The organism is Streptomyces sp. NPDC026659 (assembly GCF_040638245.1).
GTDB lineage: Bacteria > Actinomycetota > Actinomycetes > Streptomycetales > Streptomycetaceae > Streptomyces.
On record NZ_JBEZXY010000002.1, the window covers coordinates 358,083 to 376,612 of the forward strand.

Genomic DNA, 18,530 nt, shown 5'->3' on the forward strand with positions numbered 1-18,530 from the left:
GGCACGGTGACGGGGCTTGCGACGAGACTGCCCAGGTGAGCGACTCGACCGCTGCTACGTGAAGTCCGCGTACGCCATGTATTGGCCGCAGGTACGGCACTTGAAGAGATAGCCGGTGGGCTGACCGTCCTTGTCCAGAGCACCGAGCCGGCTGTCGACGTCCTCGGCCGACCACCCCCACGCCCCGGCCTCGCCCCGCAGCCCCTCCCTGGCCTCCGGGAACGCGGCCAGCTCCGCCGCTCCCGCCGCCCCCATGAACGCCGCACCATCACCGCAGTGAAAGAACCACCGCGGGTCCTGCCAGGACGAGAAGCCCGGCGTACACGCGTCGACGGCCATCACGACCTCGAGCGGGACATCGTCCCCGACCGGATCACCGATGAAATGCGCGTCGTACCTCGCGGCCGCGCTGCCATCCGCGATGCACCACGGGCACAGCCGGTCGGAGAGTTCCTCCACCGCGTATGCCGGTCACGCTACCTGCGCGCAGGAAGGCCACGTCGGTCCACTGGCTCCGCCCGAAGGTCCGTAAGGGATCTGGAGCTTGGTGTAATGGCAGGTGAGGTCGAGCGTCGGGAAGCGGCGCGGATCGGTGTGCGGACGGGGACGGGCGTGGAGACGTGGCAGAACTCCGGGGTGCTGTGAAGGGGCCGGCACGGTTGGACTGGGAGCTGATGCCACTGGACGGCGTAGGCCCGCTGTGGTTCGGCATGCGCATCAACGAGGTTGCCGAGGCGCTGCCGGGCATGACCGAGCTGCGCCGGTTCCAGGCCGCCCCCTCGTTTCCGGAGACGCTCGGCGTGGAGTTCGGCACGACAGAGCCTGCCGTGCATACCTACTTCGTCGACGGACGGCTGTTCTGCGTCTCGGCCGACGCGATCCACGGACCCCAGGTGCTGCTCTGGGGCCGGGAGTTGACCGCCTGCGTCCCGGCCGATCTGGAACGGTTCCTCTCGCACGCCCACAACTGTGGGGTGCTCGCTGTGTCCTACGGCCCACGGGGGAACCCCGGAGCCAACGGGATCGGCCTGGTGCTACGGGTGCAGGAGGTCACCGGCGGCTTGGCGACCCGGCCGGTCATGGTGGGCCGCGCCTGGGCCGACCGGTGCACCGACGACTGGGAGGGCGCGATCCCGGAATCCGAATGGGTGGGCCGTCAGTGGCCCCATCCAGACGAAACGGGGGCCTGAACCGTGCCCGGCCACTTCGGCGCCTGCCACCGGCATGGCCGCCAATACGTCCGCCGGTACGTCCGCCACTACGTCCGCCCCGCGTCATGACCACCCACATCGAGAGCCTCGTCCAGCAGCTCGACGCCGAGTCCAGCAAGTCCTACGACGCCCGCGCCGAGCTGATCCACATCGGGTCCGCCGCCACCCCGGCCATCCTCGCCGCCCTGGACTCCCTCGGGAGCTTCGGGCAGCTGACCGCCATCGAGGTCTTCGAGGAGGTCGCCGACCCCCGCTGCGGCCCCGCCCTGATCACCCTGCTCGGCGGCGACAACCCCACCGTCCGCCAGTGGGCGGCCTCGGCCCTGGCGAGTCTGGAGATCGAGGACGCTGTGGAGCCCCTGCGCCGCGCCTACCGAGCCTGCCGGGAGCGGCGGACTCCGCCCGACGAGTCCGAACCCGTGGCCATCCGCTGGGCCTTGACCGACCTCGGCGCCCGCAACCCCGTCGTCCCCTCCCTGACCGCCCGACTGCAAGCCGGTACTGGACCGGACAGCCCCGGCTGGCCCTCGGCCCACTTCCCGGAGATCGTCAACGACCTGGCCGACCACTCCCAAGTAATCCTCCACTCCCAGTTCTGGCGAGTGGACGCCGGTCACACGTACGGCGTCTCCGGCACCGCCCCGGACTGGGAACTCGACTGGACCGCGCCCTGGGAGCACCTGGTCGAGGAGTCACGCACCTGGTCCCTGCTGGAAGCCTCCGAAGCGCCCGTCGGCGACAACATCTTCGTCGCTCCCACCTGGATCGACCGTATCGACCTGTACCCGGAGAGGTGACCGATGCCATCCCAACGCCCCGACGAAGTCGGCTACGGCCATGTGGTCGAGAGCTACGTGACGAGGATGTACGGCGGCCTCCCGCGCTACCTCGTACTGAACGGCGGGCGGTTCCTGGGCCCCCGGTGGTGGCACACCACCCGCTTCACCCGACACCTGCTCAGTGACGCCGCCGCGATCACCGACGAGGAACTGGAAGCCCTCCTCGGGTACGAATGGCGGTCACGTCTCACCGCCGCCTGGCTGATCGGCGTCGACCGGCGGGCACGTTTCCGCGAGCGCCTCGGCGATCTCCTCCTCGCCAGCGAGGTCTGCTACTCCGGCAGCGCCTACTGCTTCGCCCTGGCCCGCCTCGGCACCCACGCGGACGCCGAGATCCTCACCGCCTACCTCGACCGCTACCTACCCCGCACCGACCTCCACTACGACCAGCCCGCGGCCCTCGGCGCCCTCCTCCGCCTCGACGCCCTCCTCGGCACCCACCACGCCGACCGCTTCACCCAGCCCGACGGCCTCTGGGACCAGTGGGTCAACGCACTGATCCACCCCAGCAACCACCCCGACCACACCCCCGCCGAGCAACGCCGCTGGACCGACCTCCACTGCGATTTCGCCAACGGGTGGACCGGGCTTCGACGTTGAGGAGCGCCAAGACGCGCCCTCGGTATCACGCGCCCCGACAACCGGACGCACTGTCCGAGGGCGCTGCTGCCTTCCCGCCCATGACCGCGTCAGACACTCTGCTCCGCCGCCTCGAACAGGACCCGTCACTGGCTGATTCCCTCGCCTGGCCGGGTGACTTCGACATGGACCGCCGGATTCCCGTCGAGGAACTCGTACTCCCGTCCGGGAGACCGCTGCACCCGATAGCCGGATGCGGCGCCGGCGGCACGTACTTCCTCTGCGGGGAAACCGAAGACGCGGAACGCCCTGTCCTCTATGCCGATTCCGAGGGCCGGGCCACGCTGATCGGCGCCGACCTCGTCGAGGCCGTCACACTCATCGCCGTGCTCCCCTTCTGGCGCGACCTGGCGAAAAGCTTCTCGGTCACGGAACTCGCCTCGGACGTCCGGACCGAACACCCGGACTTCGACACCGAGCGCGACCACCTCCTGCACACCCTCGGGCTCGCCCTCATCTCCGAGGAGGAAGCCGCCACCCGCCTGCTGACCGTGGCGGCACGCACGGCCCCGGACTACGTACCGTGCGTTCCGGACGACGCGTACCTGCCGCACGAACTCATGTTTCCGGGCGACCGCATCCGGCGTCGACGCGACGCAGCCGCTCTCCCGCGGCAACCGCCTCCCGCTCACTGCACCCCATCCCGCCCCGGCCTCTCGCCATGCCCCCGCATACTGCCACCGCCAACCCCCGGCACTGGCCGGGACCTGCAGCCGTTGTGTACACATGGCACACTCGGTACCTTTGGGGGATGACGCAGCCGCTGCCCATAGAGTCCATCCGCGACGTACGCGCCCACTTGGCCGAAGTCGTCGAACGGGCCGACCGCGACGACGTGCCCACTGTCATCACCCGTCGCGGCAAGCAGGTAGCCGCCGTGGTCTCGATCGAGGTGCTGCGCAAGTATCAGGAATGGGAAGAGCGCGAGATCAACCGCATCATCGACGAGCGCATGGCGAGCCCGGCTGCGGGCGTCCCGATCGAGGACGTGATGAGGGAGACGCTGGAACGCAGTGAGTGACTACCGCGCGGTGTTCCGGCCCGAGGCCCAGGCCGAGCTGCGCAAGATCCCGCGTGACATGGCGCTTCGCATCCTGGCCAAACTGACAGAGCTGGAGAACGATCCCTTCGGCTTCAACACCACCGCACTCGTATCCCAGCCTGAGCGCCGCCGCCTACGGGTCGGCGACTACCGTGTCGTCTACACGATCGACAACGGGGAGCTGGTGGTGTGGGCCGTACACGTCGGACACCGCTCCACGGTCTACGACACGTAGCTGCTCCAGGTTCTGCGGACTGCTGCGGACAACACAACGGCCCGACCCACGTTCTCGCAGGTCAGGCCGTTTCTGCACGTCAAATCAGACGTTGAAGCGGAACTCCACCACATCCCCGTCCCGCATCACATACTCCTTGCCCTCCATCCGCGCCTTGCCCTTGGCGCGGGCCTCCGCGACCGAACCCGTTTCCACCAGGTCCTCGAAGGAGATGACCTCCGCCTTGATGAAGCCCTTCTGGAAGTCGGTGTGGATGACACCGGCGGCCTCGGGGGCGGTGGCGCCCTTCTTGATGGTCCAGGCGCGGGATTCCTTGGGGCCGGCGGTGAGGTAGGTCTGGAGGCCGAGGGTGTTGAAGCCGACGCGGGCGAGGGTGGCGAGGCCGGGCTCCTCGGCGCCGACGGACTCGAGGAGCTCGATGGCGTCCTCCTCGTCCAGCTCGGCGAGGTCGGCCTCCAGCTTGGCGTTGAGGAAGATCGCCTCGGCGGGGGCGACCAGCGCCCGCTGCTCGTTCTTGAAGTCCTCGTCCGTCAGCTCGTCCTCGTCCACGTTGAAGACGTAGAGGAAGGGCTTCGTCGTGAGGAGGTGCAGGTCGTGGAGGAGCTCCGCGCGCTCCGAACCCTGGAGGACGCCCTGGGAGAAGAGGGTGTCGCCCTTCTCCAGGATCTCCTTCGCCTCCTCGACCGCCTTCACCTTCGGCGCGACGTCCTTCTTGATCCGGGACTCCTTCTGGAGGCGCGGCAGGACCTTCTCGATGGTCTGGAGGTCGGCGAGGATCAGCTCGGTGTTGATCGTCTCGATGTCGTCCTTCGGCGAGACCTTGCCGTCGACGTGCACGACGTTCTCGTCCTTGAAGGCCCGGATGACCTGGCAGATCGCGTCGGACTCACGGATGTTCGCGAGGAACTTGTTGCCCAGGCCCTCGCCCTCGGAGGCACCGCGCACGATGCCCGCGATGTCGACGAAGTCCACCGTCGCCGGGAGGATGCGCTCCGAGCCGAAGATCGACGCCAGCTGCGCCAGGCGGCCGTCGGGGACGCCGACCACGCCGACGTTCGGCTCGATCGTGGCGAACGGGTAGTTGGCCGCCAGCACGTCGTTCTTGGTCAGGGCGTTGAAAAGGGTCGACTTGCCGACATTGGGCAGGCCGACGATTCCGATCGTGAGCGACACGTTGCGACTTCCCGTTGATGAGTGGGCCAGGGGCGGGGGCTGCCAGGGGCCAGGTGACACCGGCCGATCCACCAGTCTACGGCGTCCGGGGCCGGCGCCCTCGCGGGAGCCGGGCCCACCCCTTTACCTCAGCCCGCTCGTCCCCGCGCACCTCGGTCCGCCCCTCCCGCTCGGGCGTCTTCGGCGTGTCTCAGGTGCGATTCGGCACATAAACAGACCTAAGTTGGTCCAGTGGAGCAATACAGAACGCGATCCCCGCACGACGGACCGCGACGCGGCACCCCGCCGCCCGCGCATCTGCCACCGCCCGCGCATCTGCCGCCGCAGGCACGGCGGCCGCCGGCCGGGGCCGAACGGGGGCCCTCGCGCCAGTCCGCCACACCTCGCGCCCCGCGCGTACGGCCGTCCCAGCCGACCGCCCCGGCTCGCCGCGGGCTGCCGGGGCCCCGGCTCACCGGCCTCGGCGGCGGCCTCTTCTGCACGCTGGCGATGTATCTGCTCGGCTGGCTGGACCTGCTGCTGTTCGACGCGTCCCTGACCGGGTACGGCGTGCTGTTCCTGCCCGTCTGCGTGCTGACGGCGCTGTGGGTGCGCGGCGGCGATCTGCTGACCGCGCCCGTGGTCGTGCCGATCGCCTTCGGCGTGGGGCTCTTCCCGCTCACCGACGGCGGCGCGGGGCTGCTCGCCCGGCTGATGGGGCTGTTCACCGGCCTCGCCACCCAGGCGGCGTGGCTCTACGGCGGCACGCTGATCGCCGGGGTGATCGTGCTCGTACGACGGGTGCGGTGGGTACGGGAGCGGCGGCGCCGGGCCGCCACCGACCTCGGGGCGACGCCGGGCCGGAACCCTCGCTGACCACCGGCCCGGCGTCGAAACCCCTACCGCACCCCTACCGCACCCCTACTGCTCCGACTGCGCCGCCCGCATCGCCGCGCCCACGATCCCCGCGTTGTTCTGCAGCTGGGCCGGGACGATCTCGGCCTTGATGCCCTTGATGTGCGGCAGGAACTTCTCGGCCTTGCGGCTGACGCCGCCGCCGATGATGAACAGGTTGGGCGAGAAGAGCATCTCCAGGTGGGCCAGGTACTTCTGCACCCGCCGTGCCCAGTGCTCCCAGCTCAGCTCGCCGTCCTCCTTGGCCTTGCTGGACGCCTTCTTCTCGGCGTCGTGGCCGTTCAGCTCCAGGTGGCCCAGCTCCGTGTTGGCGACCAGCACGCCGTCGCTGAAGACCGCGCTGCCGATGCCGGTGCCGAAGGTGAGGACGATGACCGTGCCCGTGCGGCCGCGTCCGGCGCCGAACTTCATCTCGGCCAGACCCGCCGCGTCCGCGTCGTTGACCAGGGTCACCGGGAGCCCGCCCAGCCGCTCGCTGAACAGGGCGCGGGCGTCGGTGTCGATCCAGCTCTTGTCGACGTTGGCCGCCGTCAGGACCGTCGCGCCGTCGGCGATCACTCCGGGGAAGGTCAGCCCGACCGGGCCGGTCCACCCGAAGTGGTCGATCACCTGCTTCACGCCGTCGGCGACGCCCTCGGGGGTCGCCGGGTGCGGGGTGAGCACCTTGCAGCGCTCCTGGGCGAGATCGCCCTTGTCCAGGTCCACCGGGGCACCCTTGATCCCGGAACCGCCGATGTCCACGCCGAAGATCTGCATGGCAACACGTTACGACGTACGACTGACGGTCACGCCCCGGGCATCCCCATCGGCGTACGGGACTCCCCGCACGCCGATGACCGTCACACCCCGCTGACCGTCACACCCCGGCGACCGTCACACCTCGGACGCCCCGCTGCCCCCGCGCTCCGCCATCAGCGCCGCCGCCTCGTCGCGCAGGTCGCGGCGCAGTTCCTTGGGAAGCGAGAAGGTGATGGACTCCTCGGCCGCCTTGACCAGTTCCACGTCGCCGTAGCCGCGCGCGGACAGCCACTCCAGGACCTCTTCGACGAGGACCTCGGGGACGGAGGCGCCGGAGGTGACGCCGACCGTGGTGACACCGTCGAGCCACGCCTCGTCGATCTCGCTGGCGAAGTCCACGAGGTACGCCTCGCGGGAACCGGCGAGCTTGGCGACCTCGACGAGCCGTACGGAGTTGGAGGAGTTGCGCGAGCCGACCACGATGACCAGCTCGGCCTCGGCGCCCATCTGCTTCACCGCGAGCTGGCGGTTCTGCGTGGCGTAGCAGATGTCGTCGCTCGGCGGGGAGACCAGGCCCGGGAACTTGGCCTTCAGGGCGTTGACGGTCTCCATGGTCTCGTCCACGGAGAGCGTGGTCTGGGAGAGCCAGACGATCTTGGACGGGTCGCGGACCTCGACCTTGGCGACGTCCTCGGGGCCGTCGACGAGCTGGATGTGCTCGGGGGCCTCGCCGGAGGTGCCGATGACCTCCTCGTGGCCCTCGTGGCCGATCAGGAGGATGTCGTAGTCGTCCTTGGCGTAGCGGACGGCCTCCTTGTGGACCTTGGTAACCAGGGGGCAGGTGGCGTCGATGGTGGCCAGACGCCCGCGCTGGGCCTCCTCGTGCACGGTGGGGGCGACGCCGTGGGCGGAGAACATGACGATGTTGCCCGGCGGCACCTCCTCCGTCTGCTCGACGAAGATCGCGCCCTTCTTCTCCAGGGTCTGGACGACGTACTTGTTGTGGACGATCTCGTGGCGGACGTAGATCGGGGCCCCGTACTGTTCGAGGGCCTTCTCGACGGCGATCACGGCGCGGTCCACACCGGCGCAGTAGCCCCGGGGGGCGGCGAGCAGGACACGGCGGCCAGGCGAAGCGGTCATGCGTCCCATCGTAAGGCCGGGCCCACGGCCCCGTAGATCCCCCCAGGGTGGGGTTCGGCGGACAGCTCCTTTGTCGGTGGCGGCCGTTACGCTCGCGGCATGGCTGTGAACACGTCCCCCGAAGCCCCGCTGCCCGTCGGTGACGTCTCCCGGCTGATCGGCGGCTGGATCGACCGGCTCGGCGCGGTGTGGGTCGAGGGGCAGATCACGCAGTTGTCGCGGCGTCCGGGGGCCGGGGTGGTCTTCCTGACCCTGCGCGACCCCTCGCACGACATCTCGGTCAGCGTGACGTGCTACCGCCAGGTGTTCGACGCGGTCGCGGACGTGGTCGGCGAGGGCGCGCGGGTCGTGGTGCTGGCCAAGCCGGAGTGGTACGCCCCGCGCGGGCAGCTCTCGCTGCGCGCCGCCGAGATACGGCCGGTCGGCGTGGGCGAGCTGCTGGCCCGTCTTGAGCGGCTGAAGAAGTCGCTGGCGGCCGAGGGGCTGTTCGCGGCCGACCGGAAGAAGCCGCTGCCGTTCCTGCCCCAGCTGATCGGGCTGGTCTGCGGGCGGGCCTCGGCGGCGGAGCGGGACGTGCTGGAGAACGCCCGGCACCGCTGGCCCGCCGTCCGCTTCGAGGTGCGCAATGTGCCGGTGCAGGGGGTGCACGCGGTGCCGCAGGTCGTGGGGGCGGTCAAGGAACTGGACGCGATGGACGAGGTGGACGTCATCGTCGTGGCCCGGGGCGGCGGCAGCGTGGAGGACCTGCTGCCGTTCTCCGACGAGGAGCTGGTGCGGGCGGTGGCCGCGTGCCGTACGCCGGTCGTGTCCGCCATCGGGCACGAGCCGGACAGTCCGCTGCTCGACCTGGTGGCCGATCTGCGGGCCTCCACGCCGACCGACGCGGCCAAGAAGGTCGTACCGGACGTGGGCGAGGAGTTCGAGCGGGTGCGGATGCTGCGCGACCGGGGCCGGCGCTGTGTGCGGGCGGTCCTGGAGCGCGAGGAGCGGGGGCTCGCGCACGCGCTGGCCCGGCCCGCCATGGAGCAGCCGCACCGGATGCTGGACGAGCGCGCAGCTCAGGTGGACGCCCTCCTTGAGCGCGGCCGCCGCACCCTCGGCCACCTCCTGGACCGCGCCGACTCCGAGCTGACCCACACGCACGCGCGCGTGGTGGCCCTCTCCCCCGCCGCCACGCTCCGCCGGGGGTACGCGGTGCTCCAGAAGGCGGACGGCCATGTGGTGCGCGCGCCGGACGAGGTGACGGACGGCGAGGCGCTGCGGGCGCGGGTCGCGGGGGGCGAGTTCGCGGTGCGGGTGAACGCCGGTGGGGACATCGGTGGCGATGGCGATGTCAGCAGCGATGCTTAGGGTGGGCGGATGACCAGCAAGGTGGACGAGGCGCTGTCGTACGAGCAGGCGCGGGACGAGTTGATCGACGTCGTACGGCGCCTGGAGGCAGGCGGTACGACGCTGGAGGAGTCGCTGGCGCTGTGGGAGCGCGGCGAGGAGCTGGCCAAGGTGTGCCGCCGCTGGCTGGAGGGGGCGCGGGCACGGCTGGACGCGGCGCTGGCGGAGGAGGCGGAGGCCGAGGGGGACGAGTAGCGGGCCGCGCGCTTCACGGGGCGCGCACCCTTCGTTAAAGCTTTAACTTCTCTCGCGTAGGGTCGTCCCGTTCAGTCGGCCCGGCACCTCGGGCCGGACGCGTATCCGAGGAAGTCACGCATGTCTCTCGTTCTCGACCCGGCCGCCCAGGACCTGCTGTTCCGCGAGGCCCGCACCGCGAACACCTTCACCGACGAGCCGGTGACCGACGAGCAGGTCCGGGCGATCTACGACCTGGTCAAGTACGGCCCGACCGCCTTCAACCAGACCCCGCTGCGCATCACCCTGGTCCGCTCCCCCGAGGCCCGCGAGCGCCTGGTGGCCCTCATGGCCGACGGCAACAAGTCCAAGACGGCCACCGCGCCGCTGGTCGCGATCCTGTCGGCGGACAACGAGTTCCACGAGGAGCTGCCGGCCCTGTTCCCGGCGTTCCCGCAGGCCAAGGACCTGTTCTTCGCCGAGCGCCCGGTGCGTGAGCGCTCCGCCGCGATGAACGCCGCGCTCCAGGCCGCCTACTTCCTCGTCGGCGTCCGCGCGGCCGGCCTGGCGGCGGGCCCGATGACCGGCTTCGACTTCGAGGGCGTCCGCAAGGAGTTCCTGGACGACGACCACACGCCGCTGATGGTCGTGAACATCGGCCACCCGGGCCCGGACGCCTGGTACCCGCGCTCGCCGCGCCTGGCGTACGACGACGTCGTCACGACCGTCTGAGCCGCCGCACCGCGCGTCGCACGACGAAGGGGCCCCGGATTCCGTCCGGGGCCCCTTCGCTGCTTCGCCGCTACTTCGCCGTCTTCATCTCCAGCGCGGCCGCCATCGTGGCCAGCCGGTCGAAGGACGCGGTGCCCGCGACCACGGTCGTGGAGCCGGGGGTGCCCTCCAGGACCAGGCCGTCGTAGCGGCCTCCGGTGTACCGGGTCCAGGTGCGGCCGTCGATGCGCTCGGTCTCCTTGGTCGCCTTGGCGCCCTGGGTCGCCTGGTCGATGAAGTCGGCGCGCTTGCCGGCGGACTGCTCCACCTGCACGTACTGGCCGCCGGGAGCCTGGAAGCCTAGGTGCCAGCGGTCGGAATCGTCGCCCTGGAAGCGTACGGAGGTCGCTTTCCAGGTACTCGGGAGTCCCACGGGGGCGGCCAACGGGTAGCTCGCCGCACGGCGCGCACCGGCCGTCTCCACCGTGTAGTCGACCCGCTTGAGGTCGGGAGCGTGATCGTCGTGCGGGACGAAGACGTAGACGACCGCCGCCGCGAGACCGATGAGGACCAAGGAAAGGATCATGTCCTTGGCCGTCTTCTGCTTGCCGTTCGTTCCTGCCACGTCCCCTATGGTCGCAGGTACCCCCGCGCGCTCATCCGTGGGGCCCCCTGCTCATTTTGTCGGCCTGGCGTTAGAGTCGGGAATCGAACCCTCATCCGGCCGTCGTCGTATCAGAAAGGTGCGCTCCGATGACCGAGCATCATCTGCCGTCCGAACTCGATGTCCCCTCCGAAGCTCCCGACCGCAACCTCGCCCTGGAACTGGTCCGCGTGACCGAAGCCGCCGCGATGGCCGCAGGGCGGTGGGTCGGGCGGGACGACAAGAACGGCGCCGACGGTGCCGCGGTACGTGCCATGCGGACCCTCGTCTCCACCGTCTCGATGAACGGCGTCGTCGTCATCGGCGAGGGCGAGAAGGACGAAGCGCCCATGCTGTTCAACGGGGAACGGGTGGGTGACGGCACCGGACCCGAGGTCGACATCGCCGTCGACCCGATCGACGGGACCAGGCTGACCGCCAAGGGCATGCCGAACGCGATCGCGGTGCTGGCCGCCGCCGAGCGCGGCGCCATGTTCGACCCGTCCGCCGTGTTCTACATGGACAAACTTGTCACCGGCCCCGAGGCCGCCGACTTCGTGGACATCAACGCGCCCGTGGCGGTCAACATCCGCCGGGTCGCCAAGGCCAAGGGGTGCGCGCCCGAGGACGTCACTGTGGTCGTGCTGGACCGGCCCCGCCACGAGGAGCTGGTCAGGGAGATCCGGGAGACCGGTGCGCGGATCAAGCTGATCACCGACGGCGATGTCGCGGGCTCGATCCTGGCGCTGCGCGAGGGCACCGGCATCGATCTGCTGCTCGGCATCGGAGGCACCCCCGAGGGGATCATCTCCGCCTGCGCGGTCAAGTGCCTCGGCGGGACCATCCAGGGCAAGCTGTGGCCCAAGGACGAGGCGGAGCGGGAGCGGGCGATCGCCGCCGGTCACGATCTGGACCGGGTGCTCACCACCGAGGATCTCGTCAACGGGGAGAACGTGTTCTTCGTGGCGACCGGGATCACGGACGGGGAGTTGCTGCGGGGGGTGCGGTACCGGTCGGAGACGGCCACCACCGACTCGATCGTGATGCGGTCCAAGTCGGGGACGGTGCGGAGGATCGACTCCGAGCATCGGCTGAGCAAGCTGCGGGCGTACAGCGCGGTTGATTTCGGCCGGGCGAAGTAGCTCCGCCGGTTGGACTGGGGAACTGCGGGCCGTGCATACCTGCGGGCCGGTGGGGGCTCGTCGCGCAGTTCCCCGCGCCCCTCAAAAGCAAAAACAAAAGCTTCGGTCCTCAGCCCGCTATGCGCGGTGCCGTCGTCTTCTTCAGTTCCATCTCGCGCCTGCGGCGGCGGGCCAGGACCACTCGGCGTTCGGCCGCCGTCAGGCCGCCCCAGACGCCGTAGGGCTCGGGCTGGAGGAGGGCGTGTTCGCGGCATTCGACCATGACCGGGCAGCGGGCGCAGACGCGCTTGGCGGCCTCCTCGCGGGAGAGCCGGGCGGCGGTCGGTTCCTTCGACGGGGCGAAGAACAGAGTGGCCTCGTCACGCCGGCACACCGCCTCGGTGTGCCAGGGCGCGTCCTGGTCCCTGTCCCGCTTCGGTGACCGCTGGGCCGGGACGGCGGCGACCTGCAGGGACGAACGCGGCGGTTGCAGCACGGTCTACTCCTGACGACGGCTTCGCGAGCGAGAGACGATGCAGCAAGCCCTACCCGCTGTGCGCGCGCCTATGCACTGCGTCCCCAACCCCGGGCGCGCGGCGGCCTGTTCACAACCCCTCGCGCCCGGGTGCCGGTGTGCGACATCCCCGCGGACCGCACCGGAATTCGCGACCGTCAACGGTCCAGGTGTTTGCGCAGCTTGTGGTCGACCTTGTCCTGGACCCGGTCGAGGATGTCCGCCACGAAGCGGCCGCGCTTGGGCCTGGCCTCGACGTTGCCCATGACCGCCCAGCCGTCGACGTAGATCACGGGGGCCTGGGAGTCGGTCGAGTCGCGGGTGCTGACCTCGAAGTTGCCCATCACACCGCCGCCGGTGCCACGCAGCGACACGTTCTCCGGGACGCGGATCTGGACGTCTCCGAAGACCGAGATCGCCTTGATCACCACCTGCTGGTACTCGAAGACGGCCTCGCTCAGGTCGATCTCGACGCTGCCGAAGACCGCGAACGCGTGCAACCGGCGCCCGGCGCGCCAGCGACCCCGGCGCACGGCGCTGCTGAAGACGGCGACCACGCTGGCGTCGGCGTCGGCCGGGACCGCGCCGGGTATCGGGCGGGCCGGGGCGGCGGCCGGGGCGGGCCGCTCGTGGCCGGCCGGGAGGTCCTGGATGTAGACGTCCAGCTCGCCGACCGTCTTGGTGTGCAGCACCCCCTCGACGCGCTCGGCGTGCTCCTCGGCGGTCAGCCGGCCCTCGGCCAGGGCCTCGCGGAGGATGTCGGTGACGCGGTCGCGGTCGGCGTCGGAGGCGCGCAGCTCGGACACGCGCGGCTCCGCGCCCGGGGTCTGGGCAGGCTTCTGAAGGTCCACGACGGCAGAGTACCCAAACGCGATAGATCGCGACTAGGGGGTGTGGATAAGTCGCCCATCCGCCGCGCGCACCCGGCGTGTCGCAACTGAGCCTTACCTCACAAGAGCTCCCTCCAAAAGGGGTTCTACGCTGGACAGGCTCGCCAGCGTCGGCGGGCCCCGTCCGTCGAGTGAGGAATGGGCTGAGATGCCTGAGTTCGCGTACACCGATCTGCTCCCCCAGGGAGAGGACACCACCCCGTACCGGCTGGTGACCTCCGAGGGCGTGTCCACCGTCGAGGGGCCGGACGGGCGGACGTTCCTCAAGGTGGAGCCGGAGGCGCTGCGCAAGCTGGCCGAAGAGGCGATCCACGACATCCAGCACTATCTGCGCCCGGCCCACCTCGCCCAGCTCCGCCGGATCATCGACGACCCGGAGGCGTCCGGCAACGACAAGTTCGTCGCCCTCGACCTGCTGAAGAACGCGAACATCGCGGCGGCGGGCGTGCTGCCCATGTGCCAGGACACCGGCACCGCGATCGTCATGGGCAAGCGCGGGCAGAACGTGCTGACCGAGGGCCGCGACGAGGCCGCCCTGTCCCGCGGCATCTACGACGCGTACCTGAACCTCAATCTGCGCTACTCGCAGATGGCTCCGCTCACCATGTGGGAGGAGAAGAACACCGGCTCCAACCTCCCCGCGCAGATCGAGCTGTACGCGACCGACGGCGGCGCCTACAAGTTCCTCTTCATGGCGAAGGGCGGCGGCTCGGCCAACAAGTCGTTCCTGTACCAGGAGACCAAGGCCGTCCTGAACGAGTCCTCCATGATGAAGTTCCTGGAGGAGAAGATCCGTTCGCTGGGTACGGCCGCCTGCCCGCCGTACCACCTGGCGATCGTGGTCGGCGGTACGTCCGCCGAGTTCGCCCTGAAGACCGCCAAGTACGCCTCCGCGCACTACCTGGACGAGATCCCGGCCGAGGGCTCGGAGCTGGGCCACGGCTTCCGGGACAAGGACCTGGAGGAGAAGGTCTTCGAGCTGACCCAGAAGATCGGCATCGGCGCCCAGTTCGGCGGCAAGTACTTCTGCCACGACGTGCGGGTGGTGCGCCTGCCCCGGCACGGCGCGTCCTGCCCGGTCGCCATCGCGGTTTCCTGCTCCGCCGACCGCCAGGCCGTCGCGAAGATCACCGCCGAGGGTGTGTTCCTGGAGCAGCTGGAGACGGACCCGGCGCGGTTCCTGCCGGAGACGACGGACGAGCACCTCGAGGCCGACGGTGACGTCGTCAGGATCGACCTCAACCAGCCGATGGACACGATCCTCGCCGAGCTGACCAAGTACCCGGTGAAGACCCGCCTCTCACTCACCGGTCCGCTGGTCGTGGCCCGCGACATCGCGCACGCCAAGATCAAGGAGCGGCTGGACGCGGGCGAGGAGATGCCGCAGTACCTGAAGGACCACCCGGTGTACTACGCGGGTCCGGCGAAGACCCCCGAGGGGTACGCCTCCGGTTCCTTCGGTCCGACCACCGCCGGGCGCATGGACTCCTACGTCGAGCAGTTCCAGGCGGCGGGCGGCTCCAAGGTGATGCTGGCCAAGGGGAACCGGAGCAAGCAGGTCACCGACGCGTGTGCCGCGCACGGCGGCTTCTACCTGGGCTCCATCGGCGGCCCGGCCGCGCGGCTCGCCCAGGACTGCATCAAGAAGGTCGAGGTCGTCGAGTACGAGGAGCTCGGCATGGAGGCGGTCTGGAAGATCGAGGTCGAGGACTTCCCGGCGTTCGTCGTCGTGGACGACAAGGGCAACGACTTCTTCCAGGACCCGGCGCCCGCGCCGACGTTCACGTCGATTCCGGTGCGGGGGCCTGGCCTCGGCTGAGGAACACCCTGAGCGACAACACCCTGGGGGCCGACGAAAGTCGGCCCCCAGGCCCGTTCTAGGGTGCCGACATGACCTCCCCCGCATACCTCTCCGGGCTCTTCTCCCTCGAAGGCCGCGTCGCCGTCGTGACCGGAGGGAGTTCCGGGATCGGGCGGGGGATCGCCGAGGCGCTGGCGCGGGCCGGGGCGTCGGTGGTGGTCGTGGCGCGGGGCAAGGAGGCGCTGGAGGCGACGACCGCGCAGCTGACCGCGCTCGGCTGCCGTGCCGCCTGGGTGAGTGCCGACCTCGGCGGCCGTGAGGGTGTGCGGGCGGCGGCCGACGAGGCCGTGAAGGAGTTCGGGGAGCCCGACATCCTCGTCAACTGCGCCGGGATCAACATCCGCCCCCCGCTGGGCGAGCTGACCGAGCACGAGTGGGACCTCACCCTCGCCGTGAACCTCCAGGCACCCCATCTGCTGAGCCGGCGGTTCGCGCCCGGCATGGCCGAGCGGGGCTTCGGGCGGATCATCCACGTCAGCTCCCAGCAGGCGCACCGCGCCTTCGCCCGTTCCGGGGCGTACGGCGTCTCCAAGGGCGCGCTGGAGTCGCTCGCGCGCTCGCAGGCCGAGGAGTGGTCGCCGCACGGCGTCACCTGCAACACGCTGGTGCCGGGCTTTGTGATGACGCCGCTCAACGCCCGGCTGTCGTCCGACCCGGAGACCGTACGGGCCCTGGCCGCGCGCACGCTCGTCGGGCGCAACGGGCTGGCCGAGGACTTCGCGGGCGCGGCCGTGTTCCTGGCGAGCCGGGCCTCCTCGTACGTCACCGGTCAGGCGCTGTTCGTGGACGGCGGGTTCTCGGTGCACTGAGCCCCGTTCGGATCAGGGCAGGAACATCCCACCGCCCCCGCTCGCTGTACCTGACATGAGTCACGACTACCGCATCGAACACGACTCCATGGGCGAAGTCCGCGTCCCCGCCCACGCCAAGTGGCGCGCGCAGACGCAGCGTGCCGTGGAGAACTTCCCGGTGTCCGGGCAGCGGCTGGAGCGGGCGCACATCGAGGCGCTGGCGCGGATCAAGGGGGCGGCCGCGAAGGTGAACGCGGGGCTCGGGGTGCTGGAGCCCGAGGTCGCGGAGGCGATCCAGGAGGCCGCCGGGGAGGTGGCCGAGGGGACGTGGGACGAGCAGTTCCCCGTGGACGTGTTCCAGACCGGCTCGGGCACGTCGTCCAACATGAACGCCAACGAGGTGATCGCGACCCTCGCGAGCGAGCGGCTGGGCCGGGACGTGCACCCGAACGACCACGTCAACGCCTCGCAGTCGTCCAACGACGTGTTCCCCTCCTCGATCCACATCGCCGCCACCGCCGCCGTCACCCGCGATCTGATCCCGGCACTGGAACACCTGGCCGACGCCCTCACTCGCAAGGCGGAGGAGTTCGCCGACGTGGTGAAGTCGGGGCGCACGCACCTCATGGACGCGACCCCCGTGACCCTGGGTCAGGAGTTCGGCGGATACGCGGCGCAGGTGCGGTACGGCGTCGAGCGCCTGCGTGCCTCGCTGCCCCGGCTGGCGGAGCTGCCGCTCGGCGGGACGGCCGTCGGGACCGGGATCAACACGCCTCCCGGGTTCTCCGCCGCCGTGATCGAGGAGGTCGCGCGGGCCACCGGACTGCCGCTCACCGAGGCACGCGACCACTTCGAGGCACAGGGGGCGCGCGACGGGATCGTGGAGACCAGCGGCCAGTTGCGGACCATCGCGGTCGGACTGACGAAGATCGCCAACGATCTGCGCTGGATGGCGTCGGGTCCGCGGACCGGCCTCGCCGAGATCCGGCTGCCCGATCTCCAGCCGGGCTCCTCGATCATGCCGGGCAAGGTCAACCCGGTCGTCCCGGAGGCCGTGCTGATGGTCGCGGCGCAGGTCGTCGGCAACGACGCGACCATCGCCACGGCCGGTGCGGCGGGGAACTTCGAGCTGAACGTGATGCTCCCGGTGCTGGCCAGGAACGTGCTGGAGTCGGTGCGGCTCCTCGCCAACGTCTCCCGGCTGCTCGCGGACCGCACCATCGACGGCATCACCGCCGACCGCGAACGGGCCCGCGAGTACGCCGAGTCGTCGCCCTCGGTCGTCACCCCCCTGAACAAGTACCTGGGTTACGAGGAGGCCGCGCGGATCGCCAAGCGGTCGCTGGCCGAACGGAAGACCATCCGTGAAGTGGTCCTGGAGGGCGGCTATCTGGAGCGCGGGGAGCTGACGCGGGAACAGCTCGACGAGGCGCTGGATGTCCTGCGGATGACACACCCGTAACGGGCGTCCGCCGATTTCCGCCACCGGCGCCCGACCGTGGCGGACGCCACGGCATCGGGTGCCCATGGCACCTAATATCTCTCCATGGCGGACGACGAAGCGGTGAGACGAGCGGAAACGGACACGACGACGTACTGGGCCGCGGGCACCCCGATCCTGTGGCGGTACCGGGAGAACGCCGGTGACGGCTTCCACATCGCCCGGCCCGTCACGGTCGTCCGGGACGACGCCGACCTGCTCGCGGTGTGGCTGGCGCCCGGCACCGAGTGCGTCAAACCCGTGCTGGCCGACGGCACTCCGGTCCATCTGGAGCCGCTGGAGTCCCGCTACACCAAGCCGCGCGGGGTGCGGCGGGACCGCTGGTTCGGCACCGGCGTGCTGAAGCTGGCGCGGCCCGGCGAGCCCTGGTCGGTGTGGCTGTTCTGGGATCCGGGCTGGCGGTTCAAGAACTGGTACGTCAACCTGGAGGAGCCGCTGGCCCGCTGGACGGGCGGCGTCGACTCCGAGGACCACTTCCTGGACATCTCGGTGAACCCGGACCGCAGTTGGCACTGGCGCGACGAGGACGAGTTCGCACAGGCGCAGCGCGACGGCCTGATGGACGCGGAGACCGCCGAGCGGGTGCGGGAGGCGGGCCGGCGGGCGGTCGAGGGCATCCGGGCCTGGAAAGTGCCGTACGCGGACGGCTGGCAGCACTGGCGCCCCGACCCCGCCTGGGCGGTACCGTCGCTGCCGGAGGACTGGGACCGTACGCCCGCGCACGTGTCCTCATGAGACCCTTGATGCGCCCCCGGACCACAAACGTAGGATCGTCCTCCGCAAGGGCATCGAGTAGCAACTACCGGAACACACGCCGGGCTTGACCATATGTCACCGAGGGGCGGCAGGACGTGAGCGAGGGGTACGAGAGCGGCGGCACCGTCCGGGCGAGGTACGCCCCGTGCGACGGAACCACCCCTGACCACGCGGGAAATCCGTTCCCGGGGCACGTATTGCGGGTATCGGCATGTCGGCGGCACCACACGCGCGCCTGGCGCGCGGCCCCGGACGGACGGATTCG

Annotated in this window: 22 protein-coding genes; 15 read left to right on the forward strand and 7 right to left on the reverse strand. The window is 70.4% G+C overall.

Translation table 11 applies throughout. The features are described from left to right. Positions 1-54 precede the first annotated feature (54 nt). Positions 55-459: a CbrC family protein gene (locus AB0E91_RS06205; RefSeq protein WP_361775965.1), complete on the reverse strand. Its 405-nt coding sequence runs from the start codon at positions 457-459 to the stop codon at positions 55-57. A 200-nt stretch (positions 460-659) separates the two neighbouring features. Here AB0E91_RS06205 and AB0E91_RS06210 point away from each other — a divergent pair, with 200 nt between their 5' ends. The 6 genes from AB0E91_RS06210 (at position 660) to AB0E91_RS06235 (ending at position 3,966) form a co-directional block, all read left to right on the forward strand. Beyond that, positions 660-1,190 carry a hypothetical protein gene (locus AB0E91_RS06210; RefSeq protein ID WP_361775968.1) on the forward strand — a complete coding sequence of 177 codons (531 nt, stop codon included), beginning with the start codon at positions 660-662 and terminating at the stop codon, positions 1,188-1,190. A gap of 86 nt (positions 1,191-1,276) precedes the next feature. Continuing rightward, positions 1,277-2,008 (forward strand): HEAT repeat domain-containing protein, encoded by a 732-nt coding sequence (locus tag AB0E91_RS06215; RefSeq protein ID WP_361775971.1) that lies wholly within the window; start codon positions 1,277-1,279, stop codon positions 2,006-2,008. Between the two features lie 3 nt (positions 2,009-2,011). Further along, positions 2,012-2,650, forward strand: a complete 639-nt coding sequence (locus AB0E91_RS06220; RefSeq protein ID WP_361775974.1) for a DUF6000 family protein — start codon at positions 2,012-2,014, stop codon at positions 2,648-2,650. Between the two features lie 164 nt (positions 2,651-2,814). Beyond that, complete coding sequence (locus AB0E91_RS06225) at positions 2,815-3,444, forward strand: hypothetical protein (RefSeq protein ID WP_361775977.1); 630 nt, start codon at positions 2,815-2,817, stop codon at positions 3,442-3,444. Then, positions 3,441-3,710, forward strand: coding sequence for a type II toxin-antitoxin system Phd/YefM family antitoxin (locus tag AB0E91_RS06230; RefSeq protein ID WP_361775980.1), 270 nt, complete (start codon positions 3,441-3,443; stop codon positions 3,708-3,710). Before AB0E91_RS06225 ends, AB0E91_RS06230 begins: the two co-directional genes overlap by 4 nt. Further along, on the forward strand, positions 3,703-3,966 hold the full coding sequence (locus tag AB0E91_RS06235; protein WP_361775983.1) for a type II toxin-antitoxin system RelE/ParE family toxin: 264 nt from the start codon (positions 3,703-3,705) through the stop codon (positions 3,964-3,966). The genes AB0E91_RS06230 and AB0E91_RS06235 overlap by 8 nt, the downstream gene beginning before the upstream one ends. A gap of 84 nt (positions 3,967-4,050) precedes the next feature. On the opposite strand, the gene ychF is transcribed toward AB0E91_RS06235, so the two are convergent. After that, entirely contained in the window at positions 4,051-5,139 is a 1,089-nt protein-coding gene (gene ychF, locus AB0E91_RS06240; RefSeq protein ID WP_361775986.1) for a redox-regulated ATPase YchF, read from the reverse strand. A gap of 231 nt (positions 5,140-5,370) precedes the next feature. On the opposite strand from ychF, the gene AB0E91_RS06245 reads away from it, so the two are divergent. Then, on the forward strand, positions 5,371-5,994 hold the full coding sequence (locus AB0E91_RS06245) for a DUF6542 domain-containing protein (RefSeq protein WP_361775989.1): 624 nt from the start codon (positions 5,371-5,373) through the stop codon (positions 5,992-5,994). 45 nt (positions 5,995-6,039) lie between these two features. Here AB0E91_RS06245 and ppgK read toward each other — a convergent pair whose 3' ends face one another. Together ppgK and AB0E91_RS06255 are read right to left on the reverse strand one after the other, a co-directional pair. Next, positions 6,040-6,789: a polyphosphate--glucose phosphotransferase gene (ppgK, locus tag AB0E91_RS06250; protein ID WP_161178262.1), complete on the reverse strand. Its 750-nt coding sequence runs from the start codon at positions 6,787-6,789 to the stop codon at positions 6,040-6,042. 117 nt (positions 6,790-6,906) lie between these two features. Further along, entirely contained in the window at positions 6,907-7,914 is a 1,008-nt protein-coding gene (locus AB0E91_RS06255) for a 4-hydroxy-3-methylbut-2-enyl diphosphate reductase (RefSeq protein WP_361775993.1), read from the reverse strand. A 99-nt stretch (positions 7,915-8,013) separates the two neighbouring features. On the opposite strand from AB0E91_RS06255, the gene xseA reads away from it, so the two are divergent. The 3 genes from xseA (at position 8,014) to AB0E91_RS06270 (ending at position 10,209) form a co-directional block, all read left to right on the forward strand. After that, positions 8,014-9,264 carry an exodeoxyribonuclease VII large subunit gene (gene xseA, locus AB0E91_RS06260; RefSeq protein WP_361775996.1) on the forward strand — a complete coding sequence of 417 codons (1,251 nt, stop codon included), beginning with the start codon at positions 8,014-8,016 and terminating at the stop codon, positions 9,262-9,264. A gap of 9 nt (positions 9,265-9,273) precedes the next feature. Beyond that, on the forward strand, positions 9,274-9,498 hold the full coding sequence (locus AB0E91_RS06265; RefSeq protein WP_161178259.1) for an exodeoxyribonuclease VII small subunit: 225 nt from the start codon (positions 9,274-9,276) through the stop codon (positions 9,496-9,498). Between the two features lie 120 nt (positions 9,499-9,618). Beyond that, positions 9,619-10,209, forward strand: a complete 591-nt coding sequence (locus AB0E91_RS06270) for a malonic semialdehyde reductase (protein WP_361775999.1) — start codon at positions 9,619-9,621, stop codon at positions 10,207-10,209. Between the two features lie 70 nt (positions 10,210-10,279). On the opposite strand, the gene AB0E91_RS06275 is transcribed toward AB0E91_RS06270, so the two are convergent. After that, positions 10,280-10,813 (reverse strand): DUF4245 domain-containing protein, encoded by a 534-nt coding sequence (locus AB0E91_RS06275; RefSeq protein WP_361776002.1) that lies wholly within the window; start codon positions 10,811-10,813, stop codon positions 10,280-10,282. Between the two features lie 128 nt (positions 10,814-10,941). Between AB0E91_RS06275 and glpX the strand changes: the two genes are divergently transcribed. Then, positions 10,942-11,973: a class II fructose-bisphosphatase gene (glpX, locus tag AB0E91_RS06280; RefSeq protein ID WP_361776005.1), complete on the forward strand. Its 1,032-nt coding sequence runs from the start codon at positions 10,942-10,944 to the stop codon at positions 11,971-11,973. Positions 11,974-12,082: 109 nt separating this feature from the next. Here glpX and AB0E91_RS06285 read toward each other — a convergent pair whose 3' ends face one another. Next, on the reverse strand, positions 12,083-12,448 hold the full coding sequence (locus AB0E91_RS06285) for a WhiB family transcriptional regulator (RefSeq protein ID WP_361776008.1): 366 nt from the start codon (positions 12,446-12,448) through the stop codon (positions 12,083-12,085). 176 nt (positions 12,449-12,624) lie between these two features. Beyond that, positions 12,625-13,317, reverse strand: a complete 693-nt coding sequence (locus tag AB0E91_RS06290; protein WP_361776011.1) for a DUF1707 domain-containing protein — start codon at positions 13,315-13,317, stop codon at positions 12,625-12,627. 187 nt (positions 13,318-13,504) lie between these two features. Between AB0E91_RS06290 and AB0E91_RS06295 the strand changes: the two genes are divergently transcribed. From AB0E91_RS06295 to AB0E91_RS06310, 4 genes are all read left to right on the forward strand, one after another. Further along, positions 13,505-15,175, forward strand: coding sequence for a fumarate hydratase (locus tag AB0E91_RS06295; protein ID WP_361776014.1), 1,671 nt, complete (start codon positions 13,505-13,507; stop codon positions 15,173-15,175). Positions 15,176-15,246: 71 nt separating this feature from the next. Beyond that, entirely contained in the window at positions 15,247-16,026 is a 780-nt protein-coding gene (locus AB0E91_RS06300; protein WP_361776017.1) for an SDR family oxidoreductase, read from the forward strand. Positions 16,027-16,081: 55 nt separating this feature from the next. After that, entirely contained in the window at positions 16,082-17,470 is a 1,389-nt protein-coding gene (locus tag AB0E91_RS06305; protein ID WP_361776019.1) for a class II fumarate hydratase, read from the forward strand. An 84-nt stretch (positions 17,471-17,554) separates the two neighbouring features. After that, positions 17,555-18,244: a DUF402 domain-containing protein gene (locus AB0E91_RS06310; RefSeq protein ID WP_361776022.1), complete on the forward strand. Its 690-nt coding sequence runs from the start codon at positions 17,555-17,557 to the stop codon at positions 18,242-18,244. Positions 18,245-18,530 lie beyond the last annotated feature (286 nt).